At 42.3% G+C, this 19953-nt stretch carries 21 protein-coding genes, 3 pseudogenes and 1 other annotated feature; of the genes and pseudogenes, 1 reads left to right on the forward strand and 23 read right to left on the reverse strand.

Annotated elements, in window-relative coordinates; genetic code table 11:
• Nucleotides 1-24: 24 nt before the first annotated feature.
• The 7 genes and pseudogenes from rpmG to ybeY form a co-directional block, all read right to left on the reverse strand.
• Nucleotides 25-174, reverse strand: a complete 150-nt coding sequence (gene rpmG / locus ACAM22_RS06070) for a 50S ribosomal protein L33 (protein WP_001809104.1) — start codon at nt 172-174, stop codon at nt 25-27.
• Nucleotides 174-1373: pseudogene (locus ACAM22_RS06075) on the reverse strand (multidrug efflux MFS transporter). Before ACAM22_RS06075 ends, rpmG begins: the two are co-directional and overlap by 1 nt.
• A complete protein-coding gene (gene coaE / locus ACAM22_RS06080; RefSeq protein WP_140833247.1) occupies nt 1360-1965 on the reverse strand; it encodes a dephospho-CoA kinase in 606 nt (201 codons plus the stop codon). The pseudogene ACAM22_RS06075 and the gene coaE overlap by 14 nt, the downstream one beginning before the upstream one ends.
• Nucleotides 1965-2789: pseudogene (mutM, locus tag ACAM22_RS06085) on the reverse strand (DNA-formamidopyrimidine glycosylase). The gene coaE and the pseudogene mutM overlap by 1 nt, the downstream one beginning before the upstream one ends.
• 48 nt (nt 2790-2837) lie before the next feature.
• On the reverse strand, nt 2838-3737 hold the full coding sequence (era, locus tag ACAM22_RS06090; protein ID WP_000143264.1) for a GTPase Era: 900 nt from the start codon (nt 3735-3737) through the stop codon (nt 2838-2840).
• Between the two features lie 16 nt (nt 3738-3753).
• Nucleotides 3754-4149 carry a diacylglycerol kinase family protein gene (locus ACAM22_RS06095; protein WP_101782200.1) on the reverse strand — a complete coding sequence of 132 codons (396 nt, stop codon included), beginning with the start codon at nt 4147-4149 and terminating at the stop codon, nt 3754-3756.
• Nucleotides 4130-4627: an rRNA maturation RNase YbeY gene (gene ybeY / locus ACAM22_RS06100; protein WP_000275158.1), complete on the reverse strand. Its 498-nt coding sequence runs from the start codon at nt 4625-4627 to the stop codon at nt 4130-4132. Before ybeY ends, ACAM22_RS06095 begins: the two co-directional genes overlap by 20 nt.
• 104 nt (nt 4628-4731) lie before the next feature.
• On the opposite strand from ybeY, the gene pavA reads away from it, so the two are divergent.
• Complete coding sequence (gene pavA, locus ACAM22_RS06105) at nt 4732-6387, forward strand: Rqc2 family fibronectin-binding protein PavA (RefSeq protein ID WP_101782199.1); 1656 nt, start codon at nt 4732-4734, stop codon at nt 6385-6387.
• A 75-nt stretch (nt 6388-6462) separates the two neighbouring features.
• Here pavA and ACAM22_RS06110 read toward each other — a convergent pair whose 3' ends face one another.
• The 16 genes and pseudogenes from ACAM22_RS06110 to rsmI all read right to left on the reverse strand — a co-directional run bounded on the left by ACAM22_RS06110 (nt 6463) and on the right by rsmI (nt 19952).
• Complete coding sequence (locus ACAM22_RS06110) at nt 6463-7449, reverse strand: dihydroorotate dehydrogenase (protein WP_369606516.1); 987 nt, start codon at nt 7447-7449, stop codon at nt 6463-6465.
• Nucleotides 7412-8212: a dihydroorotate dehydrogenase electron transfer subunit gene (locus ACAM22_RS06115; RefSeq protein ID WP_153226520.1), complete on the reverse strand. Its 801-nt coding sequence runs from the start codon at nt 8210-8212 to the stop codon at nt 7412-7414. Before ACAM22_RS06115 ends, ACAM22_RS06110 begins: the two co-directional genes overlap by 38 nt.
• A gap of 248 nt (nt 8213-8460) precedes the next feature.
• Nucleotides 8461-8841 (reverse strand): VOC family protein, encoded by a 381-nt coding sequence (locus ACAM22_RS06120; RefSeq protein ID WP_153226519.1) that lies wholly within the window; start codon nt 8839-8841, stop codon nt 8461-8463.
• 58 nt (nt 8842-8899) lie between these two features.
• Nucleotides 8900-9259 carry a 50S ribosomal protein L20 gene (rplT, locus tag ACAM22_RS06125; protein WP_000124834.1) on the reverse strand — a complete coding sequence of 120 codons (360 nt, stop codon included), beginning with the start codon at nt 9257-9259 and terminating at the stop codon, nt 8900-8902.
• A gap of 51 nt (nt 9260-9310) precedes the next feature.
• Nucleotides 9311-9511, reverse strand: a complete 201-nt coding sequence (gene rpmI, locus ACAM22_RS06130) for a 50S ribosomal protein L35 (protein ID WP_001125943.1) — start codon at nt 9509-9511, stop codon at nt 9311-9313.
• Nucleotides 9512-9543: 32 nt separating this feature from the next.
• Nucleotides 9544-10074, reverse strand: a complete 531-nt coding sequence (gene infC / locus ACAM22_RS06135; RefSeq protein ID WP_000848180.1) for a translation initiation factor IF-3 — start codon at nt 10072-10074, stop codon at nt 9544-9546.
• Between the two features lie 15 nt (nt 10075-10089).
• Nucleotides 10090-10221 (reverse strand) — a sequence feature (ribosomal protein L20 leader region).
• Between the two features lie 72 nt (nt 10222-10293).
• Nucleotides 10294-12534 (reverse strand): annotated as a pseudogene (locus ACAM22_RS06140) (DNA internalization-related competence protein ComEC/Rec2).
• Complete coding sequence (locus ACAM22_RS06145) at nt 12518-13168, reverse strand: helix-hairpin-helix domain-containing protein (protein WP_265471425.1); 651 nt, start codon at nt 13166-13168, stop codon at nt 12518-12520. The pseudogene ACAM22_RS06140 and the gene ACAM22_RS06145 overlap by 17 nt, the downstream one beginning before the upstream one ends.
• Nucleotides 13169-13234: 66 nt before the next feature.
• Nucleotides 13235-13804: a GNAT family N-acetyltransferase gene (locus ACAM22_RS06150; RefSeq protein ID WP_261050264.1), complete on the reverse strand. Its 570-nt coding sequence runs from the start codon at nt 13802-13804 to the stop codon at nt 13235-13237.
• Between the two features lie 115 nt (nt 13805-13919).
• Nucleotides 13920-14894 (reverse strand): PhoH family protein, encoded by a 975-nt coding sequence (locus tag ACAM22_RS06155; protein WP_261050265.1) that lies wholly within the window; start codon nt 14892-14894, stop codon nt 13920-13922.
• Nucleotides 14895-14978: 84 nt separating this feature from the next.
• A complete protein-coding gene (locus ACAM22_RS06160; RefSeq protein ID WP_261050267.1) occupies nt 14979-15194 on the reverse strand; it encodes a YozE family protein in 216 nt (71 codons plus the stop codon).
• Nucleotides 15195-15202: 8 nt separating this feature from the next.
• A complete protein-coding gene (gene cvfB, locus ACAM22_RS06165) occupies nt 15203-16057 on the reverse strand; it encodes an RNA-binding virulence regulatory protein CvfB (RefSeq protein WP_369606517.1) in 855 nt (284 codons plus the stop codon).
• 59 nt (nt 16058-16116) lie between these two features.
• Nucleotides 16117-16674: a ribosome recycling factor gene (gene frr / locus ACAM22_RS06170; protein ID WP_175913643.1), complete on the reverse strand. Its 558-nt coding sequence runs from the start codon at nt 16672-16674 to the stop codon at nt 16117-16119.
• 8 nt (nt 16675-16682) lie between these two features.
• Nucleotides 16683-17420 (reverse strand): UMP kinase, encoded by a 738-nt coding sequence (gene pyrH, locus ACAM22_RS06175; protein ID WP_000002996.1) that lies wholly within the window; start codon nt 17418-17420, stop codon nt 16683-16685.
• Between the two features lie 83 nt (nt 17421-17503).
• Entirely contained in the window at nt 17504-18838 is a 1335-nt protein-coding gene (gene trmFO / locus ACAM22_RS06180) for a methylenetetrahydrofolate--tRNA-(uracil(54)-C(5))-methyltransferase (FADH(2)-oxidizing) TrmFO (protein ID WP_369606518.1), read from the reverse strand.
• A gap of 235 nt (nt 18839-19073) precedes the next feature.
• Nucleotides 19074-19952: a 16S rRNA (cytidine(1402)-2'-O)-methyltransferase gene (gene rsmI, locus ACAM22_RS06185; protein WP_369606519.1), complete on the reverse strand. Its 879-nt coding sequence runs from the start codon at nt 19950-19952 to the stop codon at nt 19074-19076.
• Nucleotide 19953: the final 1 nt, after the last annotated feature.

Below are 19953 nucleotides of genomic sequence, written 5' to 3' on the forward strand. Positions count from 1 at the left end.
ATCCTTATTATTTTACCATAAAATCTACTTAGATTCAAGATGTAGGGTTACTTTTCTTTCCTTGGGACAATACTTTAAAACCTCAATCTTGTCTGGATGAGTTTTTGAATTTTTACTGGTTAGGTAATTGATACTGCCACAAGAGGAGCATTTTAGATTAATTTTTACTCGCACTAGATTTCCTTTACTTTTAATAATGTTCGAAATTGAAGAAGGTTAAAGAGACAACTAAAGGCAACACAAAGGCTTGTCGCATAAAATACTGCATGGTAGCCAAATTGACCTGCTACTGCAGAACCTGCCATGGGACCAACGACACCTCCCAGATAAAAGAATACCTGATTGAAGGCAAAGACCCTCGAAATGCCGGCTTTGGGAGTCATTTTGCTGAGTAGGGCATTAACCCCGGGAATCAAGGCACCGGTTCCCAGTCCAAAAAGGAATCGATAGAGTCATAGTTGAAGGGGGCTAGAGGCATTGGCACAGAGGAGATAGATGATGACTGAATAAAACTGGGCTACAACCAAGAGGCGATGATTACCCACCTTGTCACCTAGCTTGCCCATGACTCCTGCACTCATCATACTGGAAAAGCCCATACTGGATACAATCAAACCAGATACAAAAAGAAGATTCTCTGTCTGGCCTAAGTCGCGTACATACAGAGCTAAGATAGGGCCGATTGATTGGGCTGAAAATTGGATGACAAAACTGGTCAGAAAGAGGTTGACTAAGAGATAGGGATATTTAACTGATGTAAATAATTCCTTTGTTGTGATGGCCTTTTCCTTGGCTACTGGTTGAAAATCTTCCTTAATAAAGCAAATAGTCAAAACAGCAGCTAAGAATAGAAAACTACCAACCAGTAAAAAGACAGTACGAATGCCAAATAATTCTGCAATAAAGCCACCAATAAAGGGACCAGTTAGAGTACCTGCAACTACGCCTGTAGACAAAGTACCTAAGGCAGAGCCTGATTTCTCCTTGGGAACCTGACTGGCTATCAAGGCTGTTGCATTGGGAACAAAACCCGCAAATACACCATTCAGTAAACGAAGAAAGATTAACCAATAAATATTTGGGACAAAGGCCAAGCCTCCCATAGTAATAGTCATGGCCATACCAGCACGAATCATCATGGGTTTTCGGCCGTATTTATCAGCAAGAATGCCCCAGATAGGAGAGAAAAGTGCTGCAGAAATGGCAGAGACAGAAATAGCTAAACCTGCATAAAAAGCGACTTGCTCACTCCCTACACCTAGATTTTCCACAAAGATGGGCATAAAAGGCACAACCAAAGAAATACTGGCTCCAGTCAGAAAATTACCAAACCAGGCAATGCGCAGATTATCCTTCCAGTTAATCTCTTTCATCTTGCCTACCTCCCTCAAGCAGGGAGAACACCTGAGTAAGAAGCTGGTCCTGATTTCCATTGTTGTTTAAAACATGGCTGGCCAAATCTTTCTTTTTCTCTAAAGGCCACTGGGCTGCCAGACGAGACTCAGCTTCATCTTTGGACAAGTGGTCTCTTTTCATTAGACGTTCTACTTGGACATCTCTATCCACATAGACCAACCAAGTCTCATCAAACCAAGCGCTGTAGGCCTGCTCAAAAAGTAGGGGAATATCCATGAAGAAAATCTCTTCTGTCTGAGCCAACTGGTCTCTCAACGTAGCTAGCTCCTCACGAATAATCTCCCCTTGAGTTATCCTAGACCATTCCCGTTCTTCAGGATTTGAAAAGATAAGACTAGCTAGGATAGGGCGATTAAGTTCTCCGTTTTCAAGGATGATTTCTTGCCCAAAGTGCTTGACTAGAGCCTCAAACAGACGACCACCAGGTTTCTGTAGTTGGTGGACGACTGCGTCGGCATCCACTACTTGAAAACCTTGCTTTCTTAGAAAATTTGTCACAGTTGACTTACCAGAGGCAATTCCCCCAGTGATTCCAATGATTTTTCCCATCAGCCCCTCCTTTGACAGTTTGGACAAAAGTGAGTTCCTCGTCCACCTAGTTGGATTTTCTCAATGATGGTACCACAACGTGAACATTCTTGACCAGCCTTGTCATAGACTTGATGAAAATCCTGCATGGTTCCATCTTCCCCAAAGGCATTGGTATAGGTCCGAATGGTGGAACCACCTTTTTCAACAGCCTGGCCCAATACAGCAATGGTCTGGTCATGAATGGCTGACGCTTCAGCTGCAGTCAAAGTCTGGGAAGGTCTAGCTGGATGAACCTGAGCTCGCCATAGAACCTCATCCACATAGATATTGCCAAGGCCAGCTACCAAGGTCTGGTCTAGGAGGTGGGATTTGATAGGCTTTTTGGACTTAGCTAGGGCAGCTTGAAAGACCTGCACATCAAAGTCTTGTTCGCTTGGTTCAGGACCTAATTTTTTAGAAATAAAGTAGGCGTCTAAAAGGTCAGGAGTCAAGAGTTCCATAGTACCAAACTTGCGTACATCCTCATAAACAAGCGTGCCCCCATCTTCAAACTGGAAGAAAACATGGGCATGCTTGCGTTCAGGAACCTGGTCCGGATAATAAAAATACTTGCCCTCCATACGCAAATGGGAAATCAAGACCTTGTCTGTCAAGTAAAAAAGCAAGTATTTTCCACGCCGTCCCATTGACTCAACAACTTGACCAGGCACTTCCTTTTGAAATTAGTCCAAATCCGTTTTAATCATCTTGGGATAGCGAATTTCTATACTCGAAATCTTCTTTCCCAAAATCAATTTTTCTAAGCCACGACGAACCGTTTCAACCTCTGGTAATTCAGGCATAAGTCCTCCTTCTGTAAAAACAAGAAGCAGGCATGAGCCCACCTCTACTTAATATTCTTTTTCATTATAGCCAAAGTCAGCCAAATCTAGTTTTTTATCGCGCCAGTTTTTCTTGACCTTGACCCATGTTTCTAGGAAAACCTTGTCTCCTAGCATGAGTTCAATATCACGACGGGCCATACTACCAATTTTCTTAAGCATAGCGCCACCTTTACCGATGATGATCCCTTTCTGACTATCGCGCTCGACCATGATGGTTGCACGGATGTGGACCTTGTCTGTCTCTTCATCTCGTTTCATAGAATCAACCACTACAGCAACTGAGTGAGGAATCTCTTCACGAGTTAGGTGCAAGACTTTCTCGCGAACCATTTCTGAAACCAAGAAACGTTCTGGATGGTCTGTGATTTGATCAGACGGGAAATATTGGAAACCTTCGTCCAGATTTTCACTCAAAATATCAACTAGACGAGACACGTTATTGCCCTGAAGGGCTGAGATAGGAACAATTTCCTTGAAGTCCATTTGATTACGGAAATCATCAATCTGAGACAAAAGCTGGTCTGGGTGAACCTTATCAATCTTGTTCACCACTAGAATAACAGGAACCTTGGCTGCCTTGAGACGCTCGATAATCATGTCGTCTCCCTTACCACGTGCTTCATCAGCGGGCACCATAAAAAGAACAGTATCCACTTCACGAAGGGTACTATAGGCAGATTCGACCATGAAATCTCCTAGAGCTGTTTTAGGCTTGTGAATCCCTGGCGTGTCGATAAAGACGATTTGCTCCTTATCGGTCGTGTAAATTCCCATGATTTTGTTGCGCGTTGTCTGCGCCTTGTCACTCATAATTGCAATCTTTTGCCCCATAACGTGATTTAAAAAGGTTGACTTCCCAACATTGGGACGTCCTAAAATGGCTACAAAGCCTGATTTAAAAGTCATAATTTCCTCTTACTGTTTAAAATAATAAATCCCAGATTCGTGGGAGAAAAATCAATGCGCCTGTTAAGGCTGCGAAAAGAGAGACCACTAATACCGCGCCAGCCGCCATATCCTTGGCATTTTTAGCCAGCATGGAAAAGTGATAGTGACTGGCTAAATCCACCACATTTTCGATAGCAGAATTGATAATTTCAAAGGCTACTACCAAGAAAATACTCAATAGGAGAAAGAGCCATTCGATTCGTGACACCTGAAAAACAAAACCTGCGAAGATGACCACTAGAGCCGTCACTGCATGTTTTCGCATATTACGTTCTTCCTTGATAGCAGTAAATATCCCTGTGAGAGCAAATTCTAAACTGGATATCAGGTCACGATTTTTCCATTTTCGTTTATTGTCTTGTGAGTCCATAGGCTGTCAAAATTTCTTCTTGTAAACCGAACATCTCCGCTTCTTCTTCCGGAGTGTAGTGATCATAGCCGTTAATATGTAAAAAGCCGTGCACTGCCAAGAAGCCCATCTCACGCTCAAAGCTGTGGCCATATTCCTCGGCCTGCTCATGAGCCTTATCGATAGAGATGAAGAGTTCCCCAATATAGGCATCAAACTCAGACATCATCTCTGTCAATTCTGGATTTTCAAGTAAATCCTCTTCGTCAAAGGCAATTTCCAACTCTGGTTTATATTCAAGGCTGATAACATCTGTCGGACGGTCCGTGTCACGGTACTCCAGATTGAGTTCATGACTACGCTCATTGGTCACAAAGGTGACTGCCATCTCCTTGTCTTCTTTGCCTAATTTTTGGGCTGCAAATTCCAAAATTTCTTGGGTTTGTTGCAACATTTCTTTTGAAACTTGACCAGTTTCATCTACCATTTCAATATACATGTGCTTCTCGTTTCTCTTTACTTGGCTTTATTATACCACATTTCCATGATTTTATTCTACCTTTTTGATATAATACTATGGAATACAATCACAAGGAGAGAACGATGTCATTTGACGGATTTTTTTTACACCACATGGTTGAGGAATTGCGAAGAGAGTTAGTGAACGGTCGCATTCAGAAAATCAATCAACCTTTTGAACAAGAGTTGGTCTTGCAAATCCGTAGCAATCGCCAAAGCCATCGCCTGCTCCTCTCTGCCCATCCTGTTTTTGGACGCATTCAGCTGACCCAGACGACTTTTGAAAATCCAGCCCAACCTTCTACCTTTATCATGGTTTTGAGAAAGTATTTGCAGGGTGCCCTGATTGAGTCGATTGAGCAAGTGGAAAATGACCGAATTGTGGAAATTACAGTTTCCAATAAAAACGAGATTGGAGACCATATCCAGGCTACCTTGATTATCGAAATCATGGGTAAACACAGTAACATTCTACTGGTTGATAAAAGTAGTCATAAAATTCTCGAAGTTATTAAACACGTCGGCTTTTCACAAAATAGTTACCGCACCTTGCTTCCTGGATCGACCTATATCGCTCCGCCAAGTACGGAATCTCTCAATCCTTTCACCATCAAGGATGAAAAGCTCTTTGAAATCCTACAAACACAGGAAACGACAGCTAAAAATCTTCAAAACCTCTTTCAAGGTCTGGGACGCGATACGGCAAATGAATTGGAAAGCATTCTGATTACTGATAAACTATCTACTTTCCGAAATTTTTTCAATCAAGAAACCAAACCATGCTTGACTGAGACTTCCTTCAGTCCAGTTCCTTTTGCAAATCAGATGGGAGAGCCTTTTGCCAGTCTTTCTGATTTATTGGACACCTACTATAAGGATAAGGCTGAACGCGACCGCGTCAAACAGCAAGCCAGTGAACTCATTCGTCGTGTTGAAAATGAACTTCAAAAAAATCGACATAAGCTAAAAAAACAAGAAAAAGAGTTACTAGCGACAGACAATGCTGAAGAATTTCGCCAAAAAGGAGAATTGCTGACAACCTTCCTCCACCAAGTGCCTAACGACCAAGACCAGGTTATCCTAGACAATTACTACACTAATCAACCTATCACCATTGCGCTTGATAAGGCCCTGACTCCCAACCAGAATGCCCAACGCTATTTTAAACGTTACCAGAAACTCAAAGAAGCTGTCAAATACTTGACTGATCTGATTGAAGAAACAAAGGCAACCATTCTCTATCTGGAAAGTGTCGAAACTGTCCTCAACCAAGCTGGACTGGAAGAAATCGCTGAAATTCGTGAAGAATTGATTCAAACTGGCTTTATCCGTAGAAGACAGCGAGAAAAAATCCAGAAACGAAAAAAACCAGAACAGTATCTGGCGAGCGATGGCAAAACCATCATCTATGTTGGCCGCAATAACCTGCAAAATGAGGAACTAACCTTTAAAATGGCCCGCAAGGAGGAACTTTGGTTCCATGCCAAAGACATTCCTGGAAGCCATGTTGTCATCTCAGGCAATCTTGACCCATCTGATGAAGTCAAGACAGACGCAGCAGAGCTGGCCGCCTATTTCTCTCAAGGTCGCCTGTCAAATCTGGTTCAGGTAGATATGATTGAAGTCAAAAAACTCAATAAACCAACCGGTGGAAAACCTGGCTTTGTCACTTACACAGGACAAAAGACCCTCCGTGTCACACCAGATCCAGAAAAAATTGCATCCATGAAAAAATCCTGATTTTACTTGAAATCAGGATTTTTAACTTGTTTACTTACTAATCATTAAAAAAATCAAGAACAGATTGATTGCAGTTTACTTCAGAGACTCTTTTACTTCCTTGCGTAGATTTTCTAGACTACTAATGCCGTATTTGTCCATGACTTTGGGCAGATTTTCAATAATATCAGGACAGGCATAAGGATTGGTAAAGTTGGCTGTTCCAACTCCGATAGCAGAGGCACCAGCCAGATACATTTCTAGGGCAGCTTCTGCTGAATCCACTCCCCCCATTCCAATGATAGGCAGGTCTGTTGTTTGGGCAACTTGTCGGATGAGTTTGAGGGCTACTGGAAAGACTGCTGGACCAGACATTCCACCTGTTCCATTGGCCAAGATTGGTTTTCTGGTTTTGAGGTCAAAACGCATTCCAACCAGAGTATTGATCATGGTTAAGCCACTTGCTCCTGCATCCTCTACTGCCTTTGCGACAGTAACGATATCGGTCACACTAGGAGTTAGTTTGACATAAACTGGTACATCAGAGGCTTCCACAGCTGCTTTCACCACATCATAAGCCAGATCAGGGTCTTGACCAATCAAGAGTCCATGATTACAGTGATCTACGTTAGGGCAAGAAATATTGAGCTCAATAGCCTTTACATTAGCTGCCTTGGAAATACCACTAGAAACAACTGCATACTCTTGTTTTGAAAAACCAGCTACATTGGCGATAATAGGAAGATTTGGATACTCTCTTTCTAGCCAAGGTAATTTTTCAGCCAAAACAACTTCCAAACCAGGATTTTGCAAACCGATTGCATTGAGCATACCTGCAGGCGTCTCTGCCACCCTTGGAGTAGGATTGCCAAAACGAGGTTCAAGGGTCGTCGCCTTAATCATAATGGAGCCCAAAAGGTCTAAATCATAGTACTTGGCATACTCTTGGCCAAAACCAAAACAGCCTGATGCTGGAATGATGGGATTTTTCAAATCCAAGCCAGGTAGAGAAACTTGTAAACGATTTGTAGTCATGATTTTCTCCTTATAATACAACTGTTCCTGTACGGAAAACAGGGCCATCTTCACAGACGCGTTGGCTGACCGTCTCGCTTTCTGGCACTTTTAGGACACAGGCATAGCAGGCCCCCATCCCACAAGCCATACGAGATTCCAGAGACAAATAGGCCCTTGGATGGTCATAAAAGGTTTGATTGATATACTTCATCATTCCAGGTGCCCCACATGAGTAAACAGCATCAAACTGACTATCTAAATCCTTGATAACAACGGAAACATTTCCCTTGATACCATAAGAACCATCATCTGTCGTTACAAAGACTTGACCATATTGAGCTAATTCCGTCTCTAAAATAACAGCATCCTTGTTGGCAAAACCGAGAACTGTCACTACTTTCACCCCAAGCGCATGCAATTCCTTAGCCACCTCAAGCAAGGGCGGAACACCAATCCCCCCACCAACAAGGAGAACTTGGCTCTGACTGCCTAGGTCAGACAAGTCAAAACCATTCCCCTGAGGTCCCATCACATCAAGAGTATCTCCCTGACTTAAGGTTGAAAAAATAGCAGTCCCAGCTCCCTCAATCCGATAAATGAGGTGACACTGCTTGTTTACCTTATCAATAGACGAAATTGAAATAGGACGGCGCAAGAGATGGGCATCATCAGGCACACGTAGATGAAGAAATTGGCCTGCTCTCATAGCTTCAACCATTTCCCCTTCTAGGACTAATTCAAAAATTGCTGGCGCGATTTCCTCTTGTGCAACCACCTTCATGGTTTCCAATCGAATGGCACCCAAGCGTTTCTTACATGTGGGATTCATGACTTTTCCTCCTTAAATTTTAAGGGGACCAGACAAAGAAAAGACCTTGCTAGTGCAAGGCCTCAGTTAAAATCGTACAACACAAGAGAGCACACTCAAAAAGTCCCCTCTAGAAAATTGTACTATTCTTTTATCTGACACCTTGTGAGTCTCTCTGGACTCCCCTTAAAGGTTAAATTTTTACTAGTATACTCTTTCAACCAAAAAAAGTCAAGTAGAAAACGAACATTCCACTTGACTTCACGAAATTATTTTTCACGAATGACTTCGACCTTGTATCCATCAGGGTCTTTGACAAAGTAATAGTTTGGTACAGTTCCTGGTAGACCACTTGGCTCAGTCACTTCATAACCTTTTGCACTGTGCTCTTGATGAAGAGCTTCAAGATCAGGTGTACTGAGGGCGATATGGGCAAACCCATCTCCAACCACATAAGGACCGTGATCGTAGTTATAAGTCAACTCCAACTCATAGTCGTCACCTTCAAGTCCTAGGTAGACAATCGTGAAGGCATGATCTGGAAAATCTCTGCGACGCAATTCTTTAAAACCAAAAGCATCTTGATAAAATGCGATTGATTTTTCAAGATTTTCTACTCGCAAGCAAGTGTGTAGCATTTTTGAAGCCATATTTTTCTCCTTTATTTCTAAAAAGACTGGGACAATCCTGTTCCAGTCTCATCAGTTATTATTTACCAAGTTTTGCTTTAGCTGCATCTGCAAGAGCTGTGAAAGCTGCTGCATCGTTAACAGCCAAGTCAGCAAGCATTTTACGGTTAACTTCGATCTCAGCCAATTTCAAACCATGCATCAATTGTGAGTATGAAAGTCCGTTCATACGAGCTGCCGCGTTGATACGAGTGATCCACAATTTGCGGAAGTCACGTTTTTTCTGACGACGGTCACGGTATGCATAGTAGTAAGAGTTCATTACTTGTTCTTTTGCAGTACGGAACAAGATGTGTTTAGCTCCATAGTAACCTTTTGCTAATTTAAGAATACGTTTACGACGTTTGCGTGATACAACGCCACCTTTAACACGTGCCATGTTTTATTTCCTCCAAATATTTCCTAGAATTGTTTACTTACAGTCAAGCTATTATTTCAAGCGAGTAAGCATTGCTTTGATACGTTTGTAATCTCCTGAATGAACCATAGATGCTTTACGAAGATGACGACGTTGTTTCTTAGTTTTTCCGTGGAAACGGTGAGAAGTGTAAGCACGGAAACGTTTAAGTCCACCAGAACCTGTACGTTTGAAACGTTTAGCTGATGCGCGGTGTGTTTTTTGTTTTGGCATGATTTTTTCTCCTTTATTTAACTTTCTGACAATTATTTTTTGTCAGTCGCTGGCGCCAATTGCATGAACATTTGACGTCCATCCATTTTAGCACGTTGTTCGATGATTGCAATATCTTGAGTTGCTTCAGCAAACTCGGCTAAAACTTTTGCACCAATCTCTTTATGGGTAATCATACGACCCTTAAAGCGAATAGATACCTTAACTTTATTTCCTTTTTCAAGGAATTTGCGTGCATTGCGAAGTTTTGTATCAAAGTCACCCTTGTCAATAGTTGGACTTAGACGAACTTCTTTCACAGTAACAACACTTTGTTTTTTGCGTTGTTCTTTTTGCTTCTTCTGGTACTCAAATTTGAACTTACCATAGTCCATAATTTTTGCAACAGGCGGTTTGGCTTGGGGTTGAATCAAGACTAGGTCAACATTAGCGTTATCAGCCAAAGCTTGCGCTTCACTGAGTGGCTTGATGCCTAGCTGTTCTCCTTCAAGACCAATCAAGCGAACTTCACGTACACGAATCTCATCATTGATGAATAAGTCTTGCTTTGCTATGGTTTTCACCTCTTTTGTTTTATTAGAGAAAAACAATAGCGGACTCGTAAATATACAAGCCCGCACGTTATGATAGCGTTTCTTAGAAACTTTTCATCCGTAGGGCCAGGCAACTTAATGTCACAAGGCGAGAAGCTCTCACTTCTGCTTTTCTCAACTTTTATATGATACCAAGTTTTCTAGCCCTTGTCAAGATAAAAAGTTATTTTTTTGAAAAGTTTCTGCTCATTAACCAACCGTTTCGATTTTCCAACTTCTCCACCCTTTAAAGCGTATAGCTCCATACTGGTCAGTTCGATATACTTTGCTATTGATACCTTCCAGTCGGGTCAAGGTTTCCTGATGAGGGAGTTTCGTTCGATTATTCTTTCCAACTGAAATGAGAGTCATCTCTGGTTTGAGTTTTTCTAGAAAGGCTGAACTTGATGAATTTTTAGAACCATGTTGGCCAGCTTTCAACACATTCACCTCTAAGTCAGGATATTGCTTCAGCATGTCCTTCTCTCCTTTCTCCTCCAAATTTCCTGTGAAGAGAAAGTGCTTATCCAAGAGTTTCCCATACAGAACCAGTGAATCTTCATGACCTCCATCTCCAATTTTCCTTGGAGATAGGACTTCTAGCTGACTTCCAAAAATGGGTAAATTCTCACCTTCTGTCACACTGCGTACTTTGATTTGAGTCGCTTGTAGTTCTGCTACAAATTCCTTCTGTTTCAAACTGCCTTTGGACACTAAAATTTCGCCTACATGGAAAGCCTTGGTCACCTCCAACAAATCTCCAACATGCTCCTTATCTGTATTGGTCAAAATTAGCTGATCAATCTTGGCCACTCCTCTACTTTTGAGGTAGGGAATCAAGGTTCGCTGGGCATTGCTGGTCGTCGTCTTTTCTTGCCATTTTTCGATTTTCTTATCAGATTCTGCCTTGCCACCTACATCTATGAGAATGGTCTTACCAGTTACATCCCGTAGGAAAATACTTTCGCCTTGCCCCACATCCAGCATAGTGATTTCATTTTCCAGTGGATACTTGGTTAGGAAAAAGAGACCTGTAATCAATAAGCTCAATACTGTTAGCCTTTTAATGTTTTTCCTCAAATCATAAATTAAAGCCAAGGAAATTAACAATAAAATTAAAAGCCATGCATTGGGTTGTCCAAAGACAAGCGGCCTACTTGCCACCTGCGAGACCAAGCGAATAATGCCCTCCAACCATTCAAAGATAAAATTCAGCTGAATGACTGGATAGAGAAAGGAAAGGGCAAATAAGATAGACAAGAGCGGTAAGAAGACCAAGTCAAATAGAAAGGAAAAGACAAAGGTCAAAAGGATGGACCAAGGTTGAAATTCTGCAAAATAGAAGGATAGAATGGGCAAGATGCCCAAGGAGATGACTAGACTTTCTCTGGCAACAGCCTTGAGTCCCTCCCCTTCTTTGCTGGTCATAGTCAAGATAAAAGCATAAGCGCAGGACAATACTCCTCCTGCAGTCAGGAAAAAGTTAGGCATGATGATAAAGAGGACAAGCACCGTCAGGGAAAAATTGTCCAAGCCCTTAACACCATGTTGAGCCAGTAACTTTTGCAAGAGACTGCGAATGACCGAAGCTGAAAATCCTGTCAGCCCTGCATAGATAAGAGAAAAGGGATAGGTCAGCCATTTCAACTTTTCTTGGGTCAAGCCCAATCGCAAGAGTAGTTTCTTAAAGCCATCCATGAAAAATCCTACCTGCATGCCCGACAAGGCAAATAGGTGGATAATTCCTAGACTAGAATAAAGCTCATTCATCTCCTCAAAGTCTGTATCCAGATGTCCTAATATAAGCCCCGTCATGTAATTGCGCATAGGATCTGGAAAATGCGCCTTAATCCAAACTACAGCCTTTCGACGTAAACTGGACAGGTTTTCACCTATATCCCAACTGCCAACCTTTTGAAATGACTGGATTTTTTTGATATTGAGAGTCTGGTAAATTCCCTGAGTCTTCAGATAAGCTTGGTAGTCAAAGCCACCAAAATTTCTCTGCCCTTCTGGCTCCGAAAGCTTTCCTTCTAGTCCTATCTCATGAAGGGCTGTTAAATCTTGAAAGGCTTCTTTCTCCTCCTCGGACTGGAGTTTATAATAGACTTGAAAAGTGCGCCCATCAGACTTGCCACGAAAGGATAGGCTGTCACCATTGACCTTAATAGTGTCAGGCAAAATCCGTAACCTTTCAACAGAATCCGCCAAATTTTGACTCGCTTGACTCTGTTGCCAATTTTGAAACAGAAACCAGAAGCCAAAGATTCCGCAAAGCACTAGAACTTTGCCTGCAGATTTCCAAGGAAATTGTACAAAGAGACAGACTAGCAAAAAAATAAAGCCCAACAAAGCAAGATAGGACGCTTAAAAAATGGCATAGTAAAGCCATAGTAACAGAAAACTCAGGTAAATGAGGGGAATAGGGATGTTTTTAATCCACTGTAACATAGTCTTTTAGCTTTTCTATGGTCTTGGCACCAATTCCAGAGACTTTCTTGAGTTCATCAACCGACTTAAATTTCCCATTTGCCTCACGATGATCGATAATGTCCTGAGCTCGTTTTCCTCCCAGTCCCTTGACCTGCTTGAGTTCTTCCAGACTGGCCTTGTTGAGATTGACCTTTTTTTCCTTGCTCGTCGAAGAAGCTGTCCCCGAAGTAGTCTGTTGACTAGCTACTTCTTCTCCCTTAGTTGGAACGTAAACCAGAGCCTCATCACTGACTTTCTGAGCTAGATTGAGCGACTTGCTGTCTGCTTGCTCTGTCAAACCACCTGCTTTCTGAACGGCGTCATTGACCCGACTCCCTACTGGCAAATCATAAATTCCTGGCGCTTTAACAGCACCCTTCACATCTACTGTGATTAGATCTTGTTCAAGGGGTTCTGCATTTTTTTCCTTCTTCACTTCCTTTTCGGACACCGAATCCTTGGAAATAGCTGCGACTTCTGCCTGTAAATTCGTTTCCTTTATAGGTGTTTGTGGAGCTGGCTTTAGCAGGAAAAATCCTCCGACAAGTAACCCCAGACCAGTACAGATGACAATGATTTTATACTCTTTGATTTTCTCGATAATTGCTTCCATATTTTCTCCTCTCTTAGATTATTCGTAAGAGGAAGAAAAAACAGTCGAAAATTTCTTTTCAACTGCTTATTTATTTGCAAAATAGTCTTCCTTGGTCAAGACATAGTGAACTCTTGTCACGATTCGGCCTTCTTCATGCTGGTCCATACAAGCATATGGTTCTGCATGTGAAAAACGCATGCCTGATTTCTCCATGACCTTTCCAGATGCGGGATTATCCTTATCATGAAGAGCGGTCAACTTATTCATCCCTATCTTCTCAAAAGCTAGCTCAATCACAGCACGATTGGCTTCTGTCGTTAATCCTTGATTCCAATACTTTTTATTGATAATGTAGCCAATAGCTGCCTTCTTAAGAACAGGATCAATCTTGTGCAAGTCAATGGTTCCAATAAATTTGCCATTGCTTTTTAGTTCTATTCCCCAACGCCCTAATGGATTGGCAAGATAAAACTGAGCAATATTATTTTTGGTTTCTTCTAAATTTTGATTGGTTAGAAAAGTGTAACGTGTATTATCCTTGTCCGAGGCATAGTCAAACATTGCTTCCGAATCATCCAAGGTTACAGGTCTAAGCAATAAACGCTCTGTCTCCACTATCGGATACTGAGCTAGTTTTAAAAAGATTGATTCCATAGGATTCCACCACTTGAAACCTTTCTAATCTAATACAAGGATATTGAATGAAACATTGTATTGAGATAACTTTAAGTACAAAAAACTATCCTTCAGACAGATGTTGAGGATCTAATTATTCACTCTCTTCATTTTTAACTGGTACTGGTTCATAAGCTCTGATAATCTGAGCAACAACAGGATGGCGAACCACATCCTTGGCTGAAAAGTGAACAAAGTCGATTTGGTGAATGTTCTTGAGTTTCTCCTGAGCATCAATCAGACCAGACTTGACATTGCGTGGCAGGTCAATCTGACTGATATCTCCATTGACAATCATCTTAGAATTAAAGCCTAAACGCGTCAAAAACATCTTCATCTGCATAATGGTTGTATTTTGTGCCTCATCGAGAATGACAAAGGCATCATCCAAGGTCCGTCCACGCATATAGGCAAGGGGCGCAATCTCGATAATTTCACGCTCCATGAGACGAGTTGTTTGGTCTTTTCCCAGAATCTGATACAAGGCATCATAAACAGGTCGAAGGTAAGGATCCACCTTCTCCTTGAGATCACCCGGAAGAAAACCTAGACTCTCTCCTGCTTCCACCGCTGGACGTGTCAGGATAATCCGCTTGACCTGCCCACGTTTAAGGGCAGTCACTGCCAAGGTCACTGCAAGAAAAGTCTTCCCTGTCCCTGCAGGCCCAATTCCAAAGGTTACATCATGCTGTTTAACACTGTCAACATACAGTTTTTGACCCAAGGTTTTGACACGAATAGGCTTCCCTGTATTATCTTTAATGATTTCTTCTTCATAAAGGGCGACAAACTTGTCAATTTCATCGTTTTTGACCATGCTAATCGCAGTCACTACATCTGGCGTACCAATGGTCATCCCACGGTTTACCAAGACCATGAGAGCTTGAATAACCTGACGAGCTTCCTCGCAGGCAGTCTCTTCGCCCAAAACCTGCACAATCTCCGTACGGGCATGAATCACCACATCAAGCTCTTCTTCCATCAAACGAAGATGGCGTTCATTGGAACCAAAAAGATGAAACAGGTCATCTGGATGACTCAGTTGAATGTCAATTGAATGTTCCTTCAAATAAAGAACCTCTCTAATCCTTTTATTTCTTTTTATTATAGCAAAGGGATGGAGAAATTACTAGCCCAAACCCAGTGAATCATGCTAGTGTTCTAAGTATTCTTGCCAGATAGCGTCAAAGTCTCCTAGGTTAAAAGAGAAGCTGGCATGCTCCTCCAAAAAGCGACTCACCTCATCAAAATCATCTGTGTGTTTTGGAAAGGCTGATTCTTCAAATGCTAGGTCTGCCAAGATAGCCTTGGGAATGTTACTTTTAGGATTGCGCTCGGTCATGAGCCAAGTGTAAAATGATTTTCTCATATATCTCCCTAGATCAACTCTGTCCCAAACTGGTCTTGTTTGATTTTACCAGCCTTCATCAAGCCACCGAGTGCTTTCTTGAACTGACCTTTAGAGATACCAAAGGTTGCCTTGATGTCGTCTGGAGATGACTTATCATTTAAGGTCATGAAACCACCATTGCTTTCCAAGTAGGTCAAAATCATCTGGGCATCATTTTCCAACATCTCAAAAGAACGTGGTTTGAGAGAGAGATTCAGAGTACGGTCCACTTCACGGAAGCCAATAACACGCGCATCTAAAACTTGCCCCAAACGTGGTTCTGCGTAACGCTCGCTAGGATGGATAAAACCAAGCATGTTATTTTCTGGCAGATAAACAAAAGTTCCTGACAACTTGAGACGGTATACAATGGCTGGCCAGTTTTGGTTCTGCATGTTGTTGTAAGCAGGACGAGCCAGACGTTGGAAGTCTTCTTGATAAGCCAAGAGGCCCCAGATACGATCTTTCTTGTCCACTTCAAGACGGATGTAGAGTTGGTCGCCTTTCTTAGGCCAGAGTTCCTTGAACTCAGGGAGAATATCGAGTGACACAACGATTTCCTTGTCAGGAAGGCCTGTATCCACAAAGACACCCAAGTCTTTACGAACTTCCGTTACAGTTCCCCAACCAAATTGGTCCTGAGTGGCAGTTACTTCTATGGTTGTCAGGCGCAGTTTTTGCTTCATATCCGCGTAGGCAAAACCTTTAACCGTGTCCCCTACTGTATGTTGACCTTCTTCCTTAGCAAGAGCATAGGTTTGACCATCCTTTTGAACAAAGTAAAAACGGTCATTTTCATCGATGATCAGTCCAACGATAAAACTTGCAAGATTTGTATTCATATTTCCTTCTTTCGAATAAAACTCAGCCAGCAATGCCAACTGAGTTTTTCTGTTTATTTTTAGACTTCCAAAAGTTCTTTCTCTTTGTTGGCAGTCATGTCGTCGATGTGTTTAACAGCATCGTCTGTTACTTTTTGAATGTCTTTTTCAAGAGTCTTCAATTCGTCTTCAGTGATTTCTTTTGCTTTTTCTTGTTTCTTAGCTTCGTCCATAGCATCGCGACGGATATTACGAACAGCTACTTTAGCATTTTCGCCGACCTTCTTCACTTCTTTAGCAAGGTCACGACGAGTTTCTTCTGTAAGAGCAGGGATAACCAAGCGAATCACAGAACCGTCGTTAGCTGGTGTAATACCAAGATCAGAAGCGTTCAAGGCACGTTCGATGTCTTTCAATGAAGACTTGTCAAATGGTGTTACCAACAAAACACGTGCTTCTGGAATGGTGATTGAAGCGATTTGGTTAAGAGGAGTTTCTACTCCATAATATTCTACATGTACACGGTCAAGCAAGCTTGCATTGGCACGACCGGCACGGATACCACCAAATTCACGAGCAAGTGATTGGTGAGACTGGGTCATTCTCTCTTTAGCTTTTTCAATAATTGCGTTAACCATAATCTTTCTTATTCCTTTTCTTCGATATTATTTGAAACTGTTGTTCCGATATTTTCACCAAATACGACACGTTTGATGTTGCCTGGTTGGTTCATGTTGAAGACAACCAAGTCAATGTCGTTGTCCATTGAGAGGGTTGAAGCAGTTGAGTCCATGATACGAAGACCTTTATTGATAACGTCACGGTGGGTCAATTCTTCAAACTTAACAGCTGTCTTGTCCTTCTTAGGATCGGCATTGTAAACACCATCTACACCATTTTTAGCCATAAGGATAGCATCTGCTTCGATTTCAGCTGCACGAAGAGCCGCTGTGGTATCTGTTGAGAAGTAAGGTGAACCAATTCCGGCACCAAAGATAACGATACGGCCTTTTTCAAGGTGACGAAGGGCACGTCCACGGACATAAGGCTCTGCCACTTGTTGCATGGCAATGGCAGTTTGCACACGCGTATCAACCCCAACTTGTTGCAATGAATCTGCCATCACAAGAGCATTCATAACAGTCCCAAGCATTCCTGTATAATCTGCCTGAACTCGGTCCATTCCTGCTTCTGCTGCAGGTTCACCACGCCAGAGATTTCCTCCACCAATAACAAGGGCAATTTCGATACCTAAGCTATGAACTTCTTGAATCTCTTTTGCGATTGTTTGAACTGTTTGGATATCAATCCCTACGCCACGTTCACCGGCAAGGGCTTCACCTGATAACTTGATTAAAATACGTTTATACTTGGGATTCGCCATTTTCACTCTCCTTCTTTTATCCTACCTATTTTATCACAATTTCTAAGATTTTTATAGTGTCATGAACAATTCTTTCAAAAAAATTAGACAGTCAAAAATTTCTCTAAGTCAGTAAGAGCACGCTCTGCAATTTTTTCATAACGAGCCTTCTTATCACGAATACGCTCACCTTCCAACTCCTTGATAATTCCAAAATTGACATTCATTGGTTGGAAATGTTTGCTGTCCGCATGGGTGATGTAATGAGCCAGACTGCCAATCGCTGTCGTCTCTGGGAAAATAGCTGGACTTTCTCCCTTGAAAAGACGAGCTGCATTAATTCCCGCAACTAATCCTGACGCTGCTGATTCAACATAGCCTTCCACACCCGTCATCTGACCAGCAAAGAAGAGATTTGGTTGTTTCTTAGAACGGTAAGTCTGCTCCAGAAGATTTGGTGAATCCATGTAAGAATTGCGGTGCATAACACCATAACGAACAAACTCCGCATTTTCAAGACCTGGAATCATTTGGAAGACGCGCTTTTGTTCTCCCCATTTGAGATGGGTTTGGAAACCGACGATATTGTATAGGCTACCAGCCGCATTGTCCTGACGAAGTTGAACCACAGCATAAGGTGTTTTGAATTCGCCATCACGAGGTCCAGTATAGTCGTCTGGATACTCCAAACCGACTGGTTTCATAGGACCATAAAGCATAGTTTTAATGCCACGTTTGGCCATAACTTCGATAGGCATACATCCTTCAAAGTACTTTTCTTTTTCGAAAGAATTAAGCGGAGCTTCTTCTGCATTGACCAAAGCTTCATGGAAATCCATAAATTCTTGCTTGGTCATTGGAGCATTTAGGTAGGCAGCTTCTCCCTTATCATAACGTGATTTGAGATAGACCTTGCTCATATCGATGGTGTTGACGTCGATAATAGGCGCTGCCGCGTCGTAGAAATAAAAACCATCACCGTCATTAAGGGCATGAATCTTTTCAGCCAGAGCATCGCTGGTCAACGGACCAGTCGCAACAACTGTAATAACATCTGTTGGCAATTCTGTAATTTCATCACGAACCACTTCAATCAAGGGATGGTTGGCAACTTTTTCGGTCACCATTTGGGAGAAACCATCACGGTCCACGGCAAGGGCTCCGCCTGCGGGAACACGTGTAGCTTCAGCAGATTCCAAGATAACAGAACCCAAGCGACGCATTTCTTCCTTGAGAAGCCCTACAGCGTTTGTCAAAGCATCCCCACGCAAGGAATTGGAACAAACCAATTCAGCAAAATTGTCTGTTTTGTGCTGAGGTGTCGACTTGACACCACGCATTTCATAAAGTTTAACTGGAATACCACGCTCTGCGATTTGATAGGCTGCTTCAGAACCTGCCAAACCAGCACCGATAACATTGATATAAGATTGAGACACGACACTAATACCTCTTTGGGAGTGTAAAGACAAGCTTCACATTGAAAAAGCCAACCGAACTTACTCGCTTTCGACTTTCTTGGCTCAGGCTGAAAAAGTCCACAGGACTTACTTCGCTTTCGAATTTCCTGGCTCAGGCTGAAAAAGTCCCCCGGACTTTTTCACTCCCACAAATCTTTCTAATTTTTTCTTCTACTAGTATAACAAAAAAAGGGAAGAAGGCAAACTTCCCTGTTTAGTCATTTTCTTGATTTTCTTCCCAGTCGTGATAGGCAGCGTAGAGTTGACTCTTATTCCACTGGTAAATCTTAGCGACTTCCTTAATAGCTTGATTTTTCTTCATGCCTTGCTGGATGCGGGCTTGGATTTCTGAAAACAAGTCCTCCTCGTCCTTTTCTTCCATATCCTGACTGGCACCTTCAACGATGAGAAGGCATTCTCCCTTAAGTGGCGTTTCAGAGATGCTTTCCAGCAATTCAGAGATCTTTCCTCTTTGGTATTCCTCATAGATTTTAGTCAATTCCCTGACCAAGACGACCGAGCGATCACCGTAGACTTCTAGCATATTTTCCAACGTATCTGCCACACGATGGGGCGATTCATAGAAAATTTGTGTTTCAGGATAGTCTTTTTTCGAGTCGAAAAATTGCTTTTGCTGGCCTGATTTCCTGGGTAAAAAGCCGTAAAAGATATGTGGCTGTGGCGCTAAACCACTGGCAATCAAGGCAGAAATCCCTGCAGAGGCACCCGGAACTGTGACAACTGCAATCTCTTCCTCAATCGCCGACTTAACCAAATCATGACCAGGGTCTGAGATGCTAGGCAGACCCGCGTCGGATACCTGTGCAATGCTTTGTCCTGCTTTCAGGAAACCAATCAAATCAGGAATCTTTTCCTTAGCATTGTGCTCATGAAAACTGATCTGCTTGGTCGAAATGTCAAAATGCTTGAGCAAAAGCCCTGTATTGCGCGTGTCCTCAGCAGCAACCCAGTTCACTTCTTTCAAGGTCTGAATAGCTCGAAAGGTCATATCGTCTAGATTGCCAATCGGCGTTGCCACTAGATACAGCTTGCCATAGGGAGACTGCCCCTTAAAACTTTTTTGGATCTGCATG

This window comes from Streptococcus sp. SN-1, from assembly GCF_041154385.1.
Taxonomy (GTDB): Bacteria; Bacillota; Bacilli; order Lactobacillales; family Streptococcaceae; genus Streptococcus; species Streptococcus mitis_CT.

What these genes read in the sequence shown, in the direction of transcription:
- coaE (WP_140833247.1), bottom strand. Translation starts at nt 1,965, where the DNA reads ATGGGAAAAATCATTGGAATCACTGGGGGAATTGCCTCTGGTAAGTCA.
- era (WP_000143264.1), bottom strand. Translation starts at nt 3,737, where the DNA reads ATGACTTTTAAATCAGGCTTTGTAGCCATTTTAGGACGTCCCAATGTT.
- ACAM22_RS06095 (WP_101782200.1), bottom strand. Translation starts at nt 4,149, where the DNA reads ATGGACTCACAAGACAATAAACGAAAATGGAAAAATCGTGACCTGATA.
- ybeY (WP_000275158.1), bottom strand. Translation starts at nt 4,627, where the DNA reads ATGTATATTGAAATGGTAGATGAAACTGGTCAAGTTTCAAAAGAAATG.
- pavA (WP_101782199.1), top strand. Translation starts at nt 4,732, where the DNA reads ATGTCATTTGACGGATTTTTTTTACACCACATGGTTGAGGAATTGCGA.
- ACAM22_RS06110 (WP_369606516.1), bottom strand. Translation starts at nt 7,449, where the DNA reads ATGGCCCTGTTTTCCGTACAGGAACAGTTGTATTATAAGGAGAAAATC.
- ACAM22_RS06115 (WP_153226520.1), bottom strand. Translation starts at nt 8,212, where the DNA reads ATGAATCCCACATGTAAGAAACGCTTGGGTGCCATTCGATTGGAAACC.
- ACAM22_RS06120 (WP_153226519.1), bottom strand. Translation starts at nt 8,841, where the DNA reads ATGGCTTCAAAAATGCTACACACTTGCTTGCGAGTAGAAAATCTTGAA.
- rplT (WP_000124834.1), bottom strand. Translation starts at nt 9,259, where the DNA reads ATGGCACGTGTTAAAGGTGGCGTTGTATCACGCAAACGTCGTAAACGT.
- rpmI (WP_001125943.1), bottom strand. Translation starts at nt 9,511, where the DNA reads ATGCCAAAACAAAAAACACACCGCGCATCAGCTAAACGTTTCAAACGT.
- ACAM22_RS06145 (WP_265471425.1), bottom strand. Translation starts at nt 13,168, where the DNA reads ATGGAAGCAATTATCGAGAAAATCAAAGAGTATAAAATCATTGTCATC.
- ACAM22_RS06150 (WP_261050264.1), bottom strand. Translation starts at nt 13,804, where the DNA reads ATGGAATCAATCTTTTTAAAACTAGCTCAGTATCCGATAGTGGAGACA.
- ACAM22_RS06160 (WP_261050267.1), bottom strand. Translation starts at nt 15,194, where the DNA reads ATGAGAAAATCATTTTACACTTGGCTCATGACCGAGCGCAATCCTAAA.
- cvfB (WP_369606517.1), bottom strand. Translation starts at nt 16,057, where the DNA reads ATGAATACAAATCTTGCAAGTTTTATCGTTGGACTGATCATCGATGAA.
- frr (WP_175913643.1), bottom strand. Translation starts at nt 16,674, where the DNA reads ATGGTTAACGCAATTATTGAAAAAGCTAAAGAGAGAATGACCCAGTCT.
- pyrH (WP_000002996.1), bottom strand. Translation starts at nt 17,420, where the DNA reads ATGGCGAATCCCAAGTATAAACGTATTTTAATCAAGTTATCAGGTGAA.
- rsmI (WP_369606519.1), bottom strand. Translation starts at nt 19,952, where the DNA reads ATGCAGATCCAAAAAAGTTTTAAGGGGCAGTCTCCCTATGGCAAGCTG.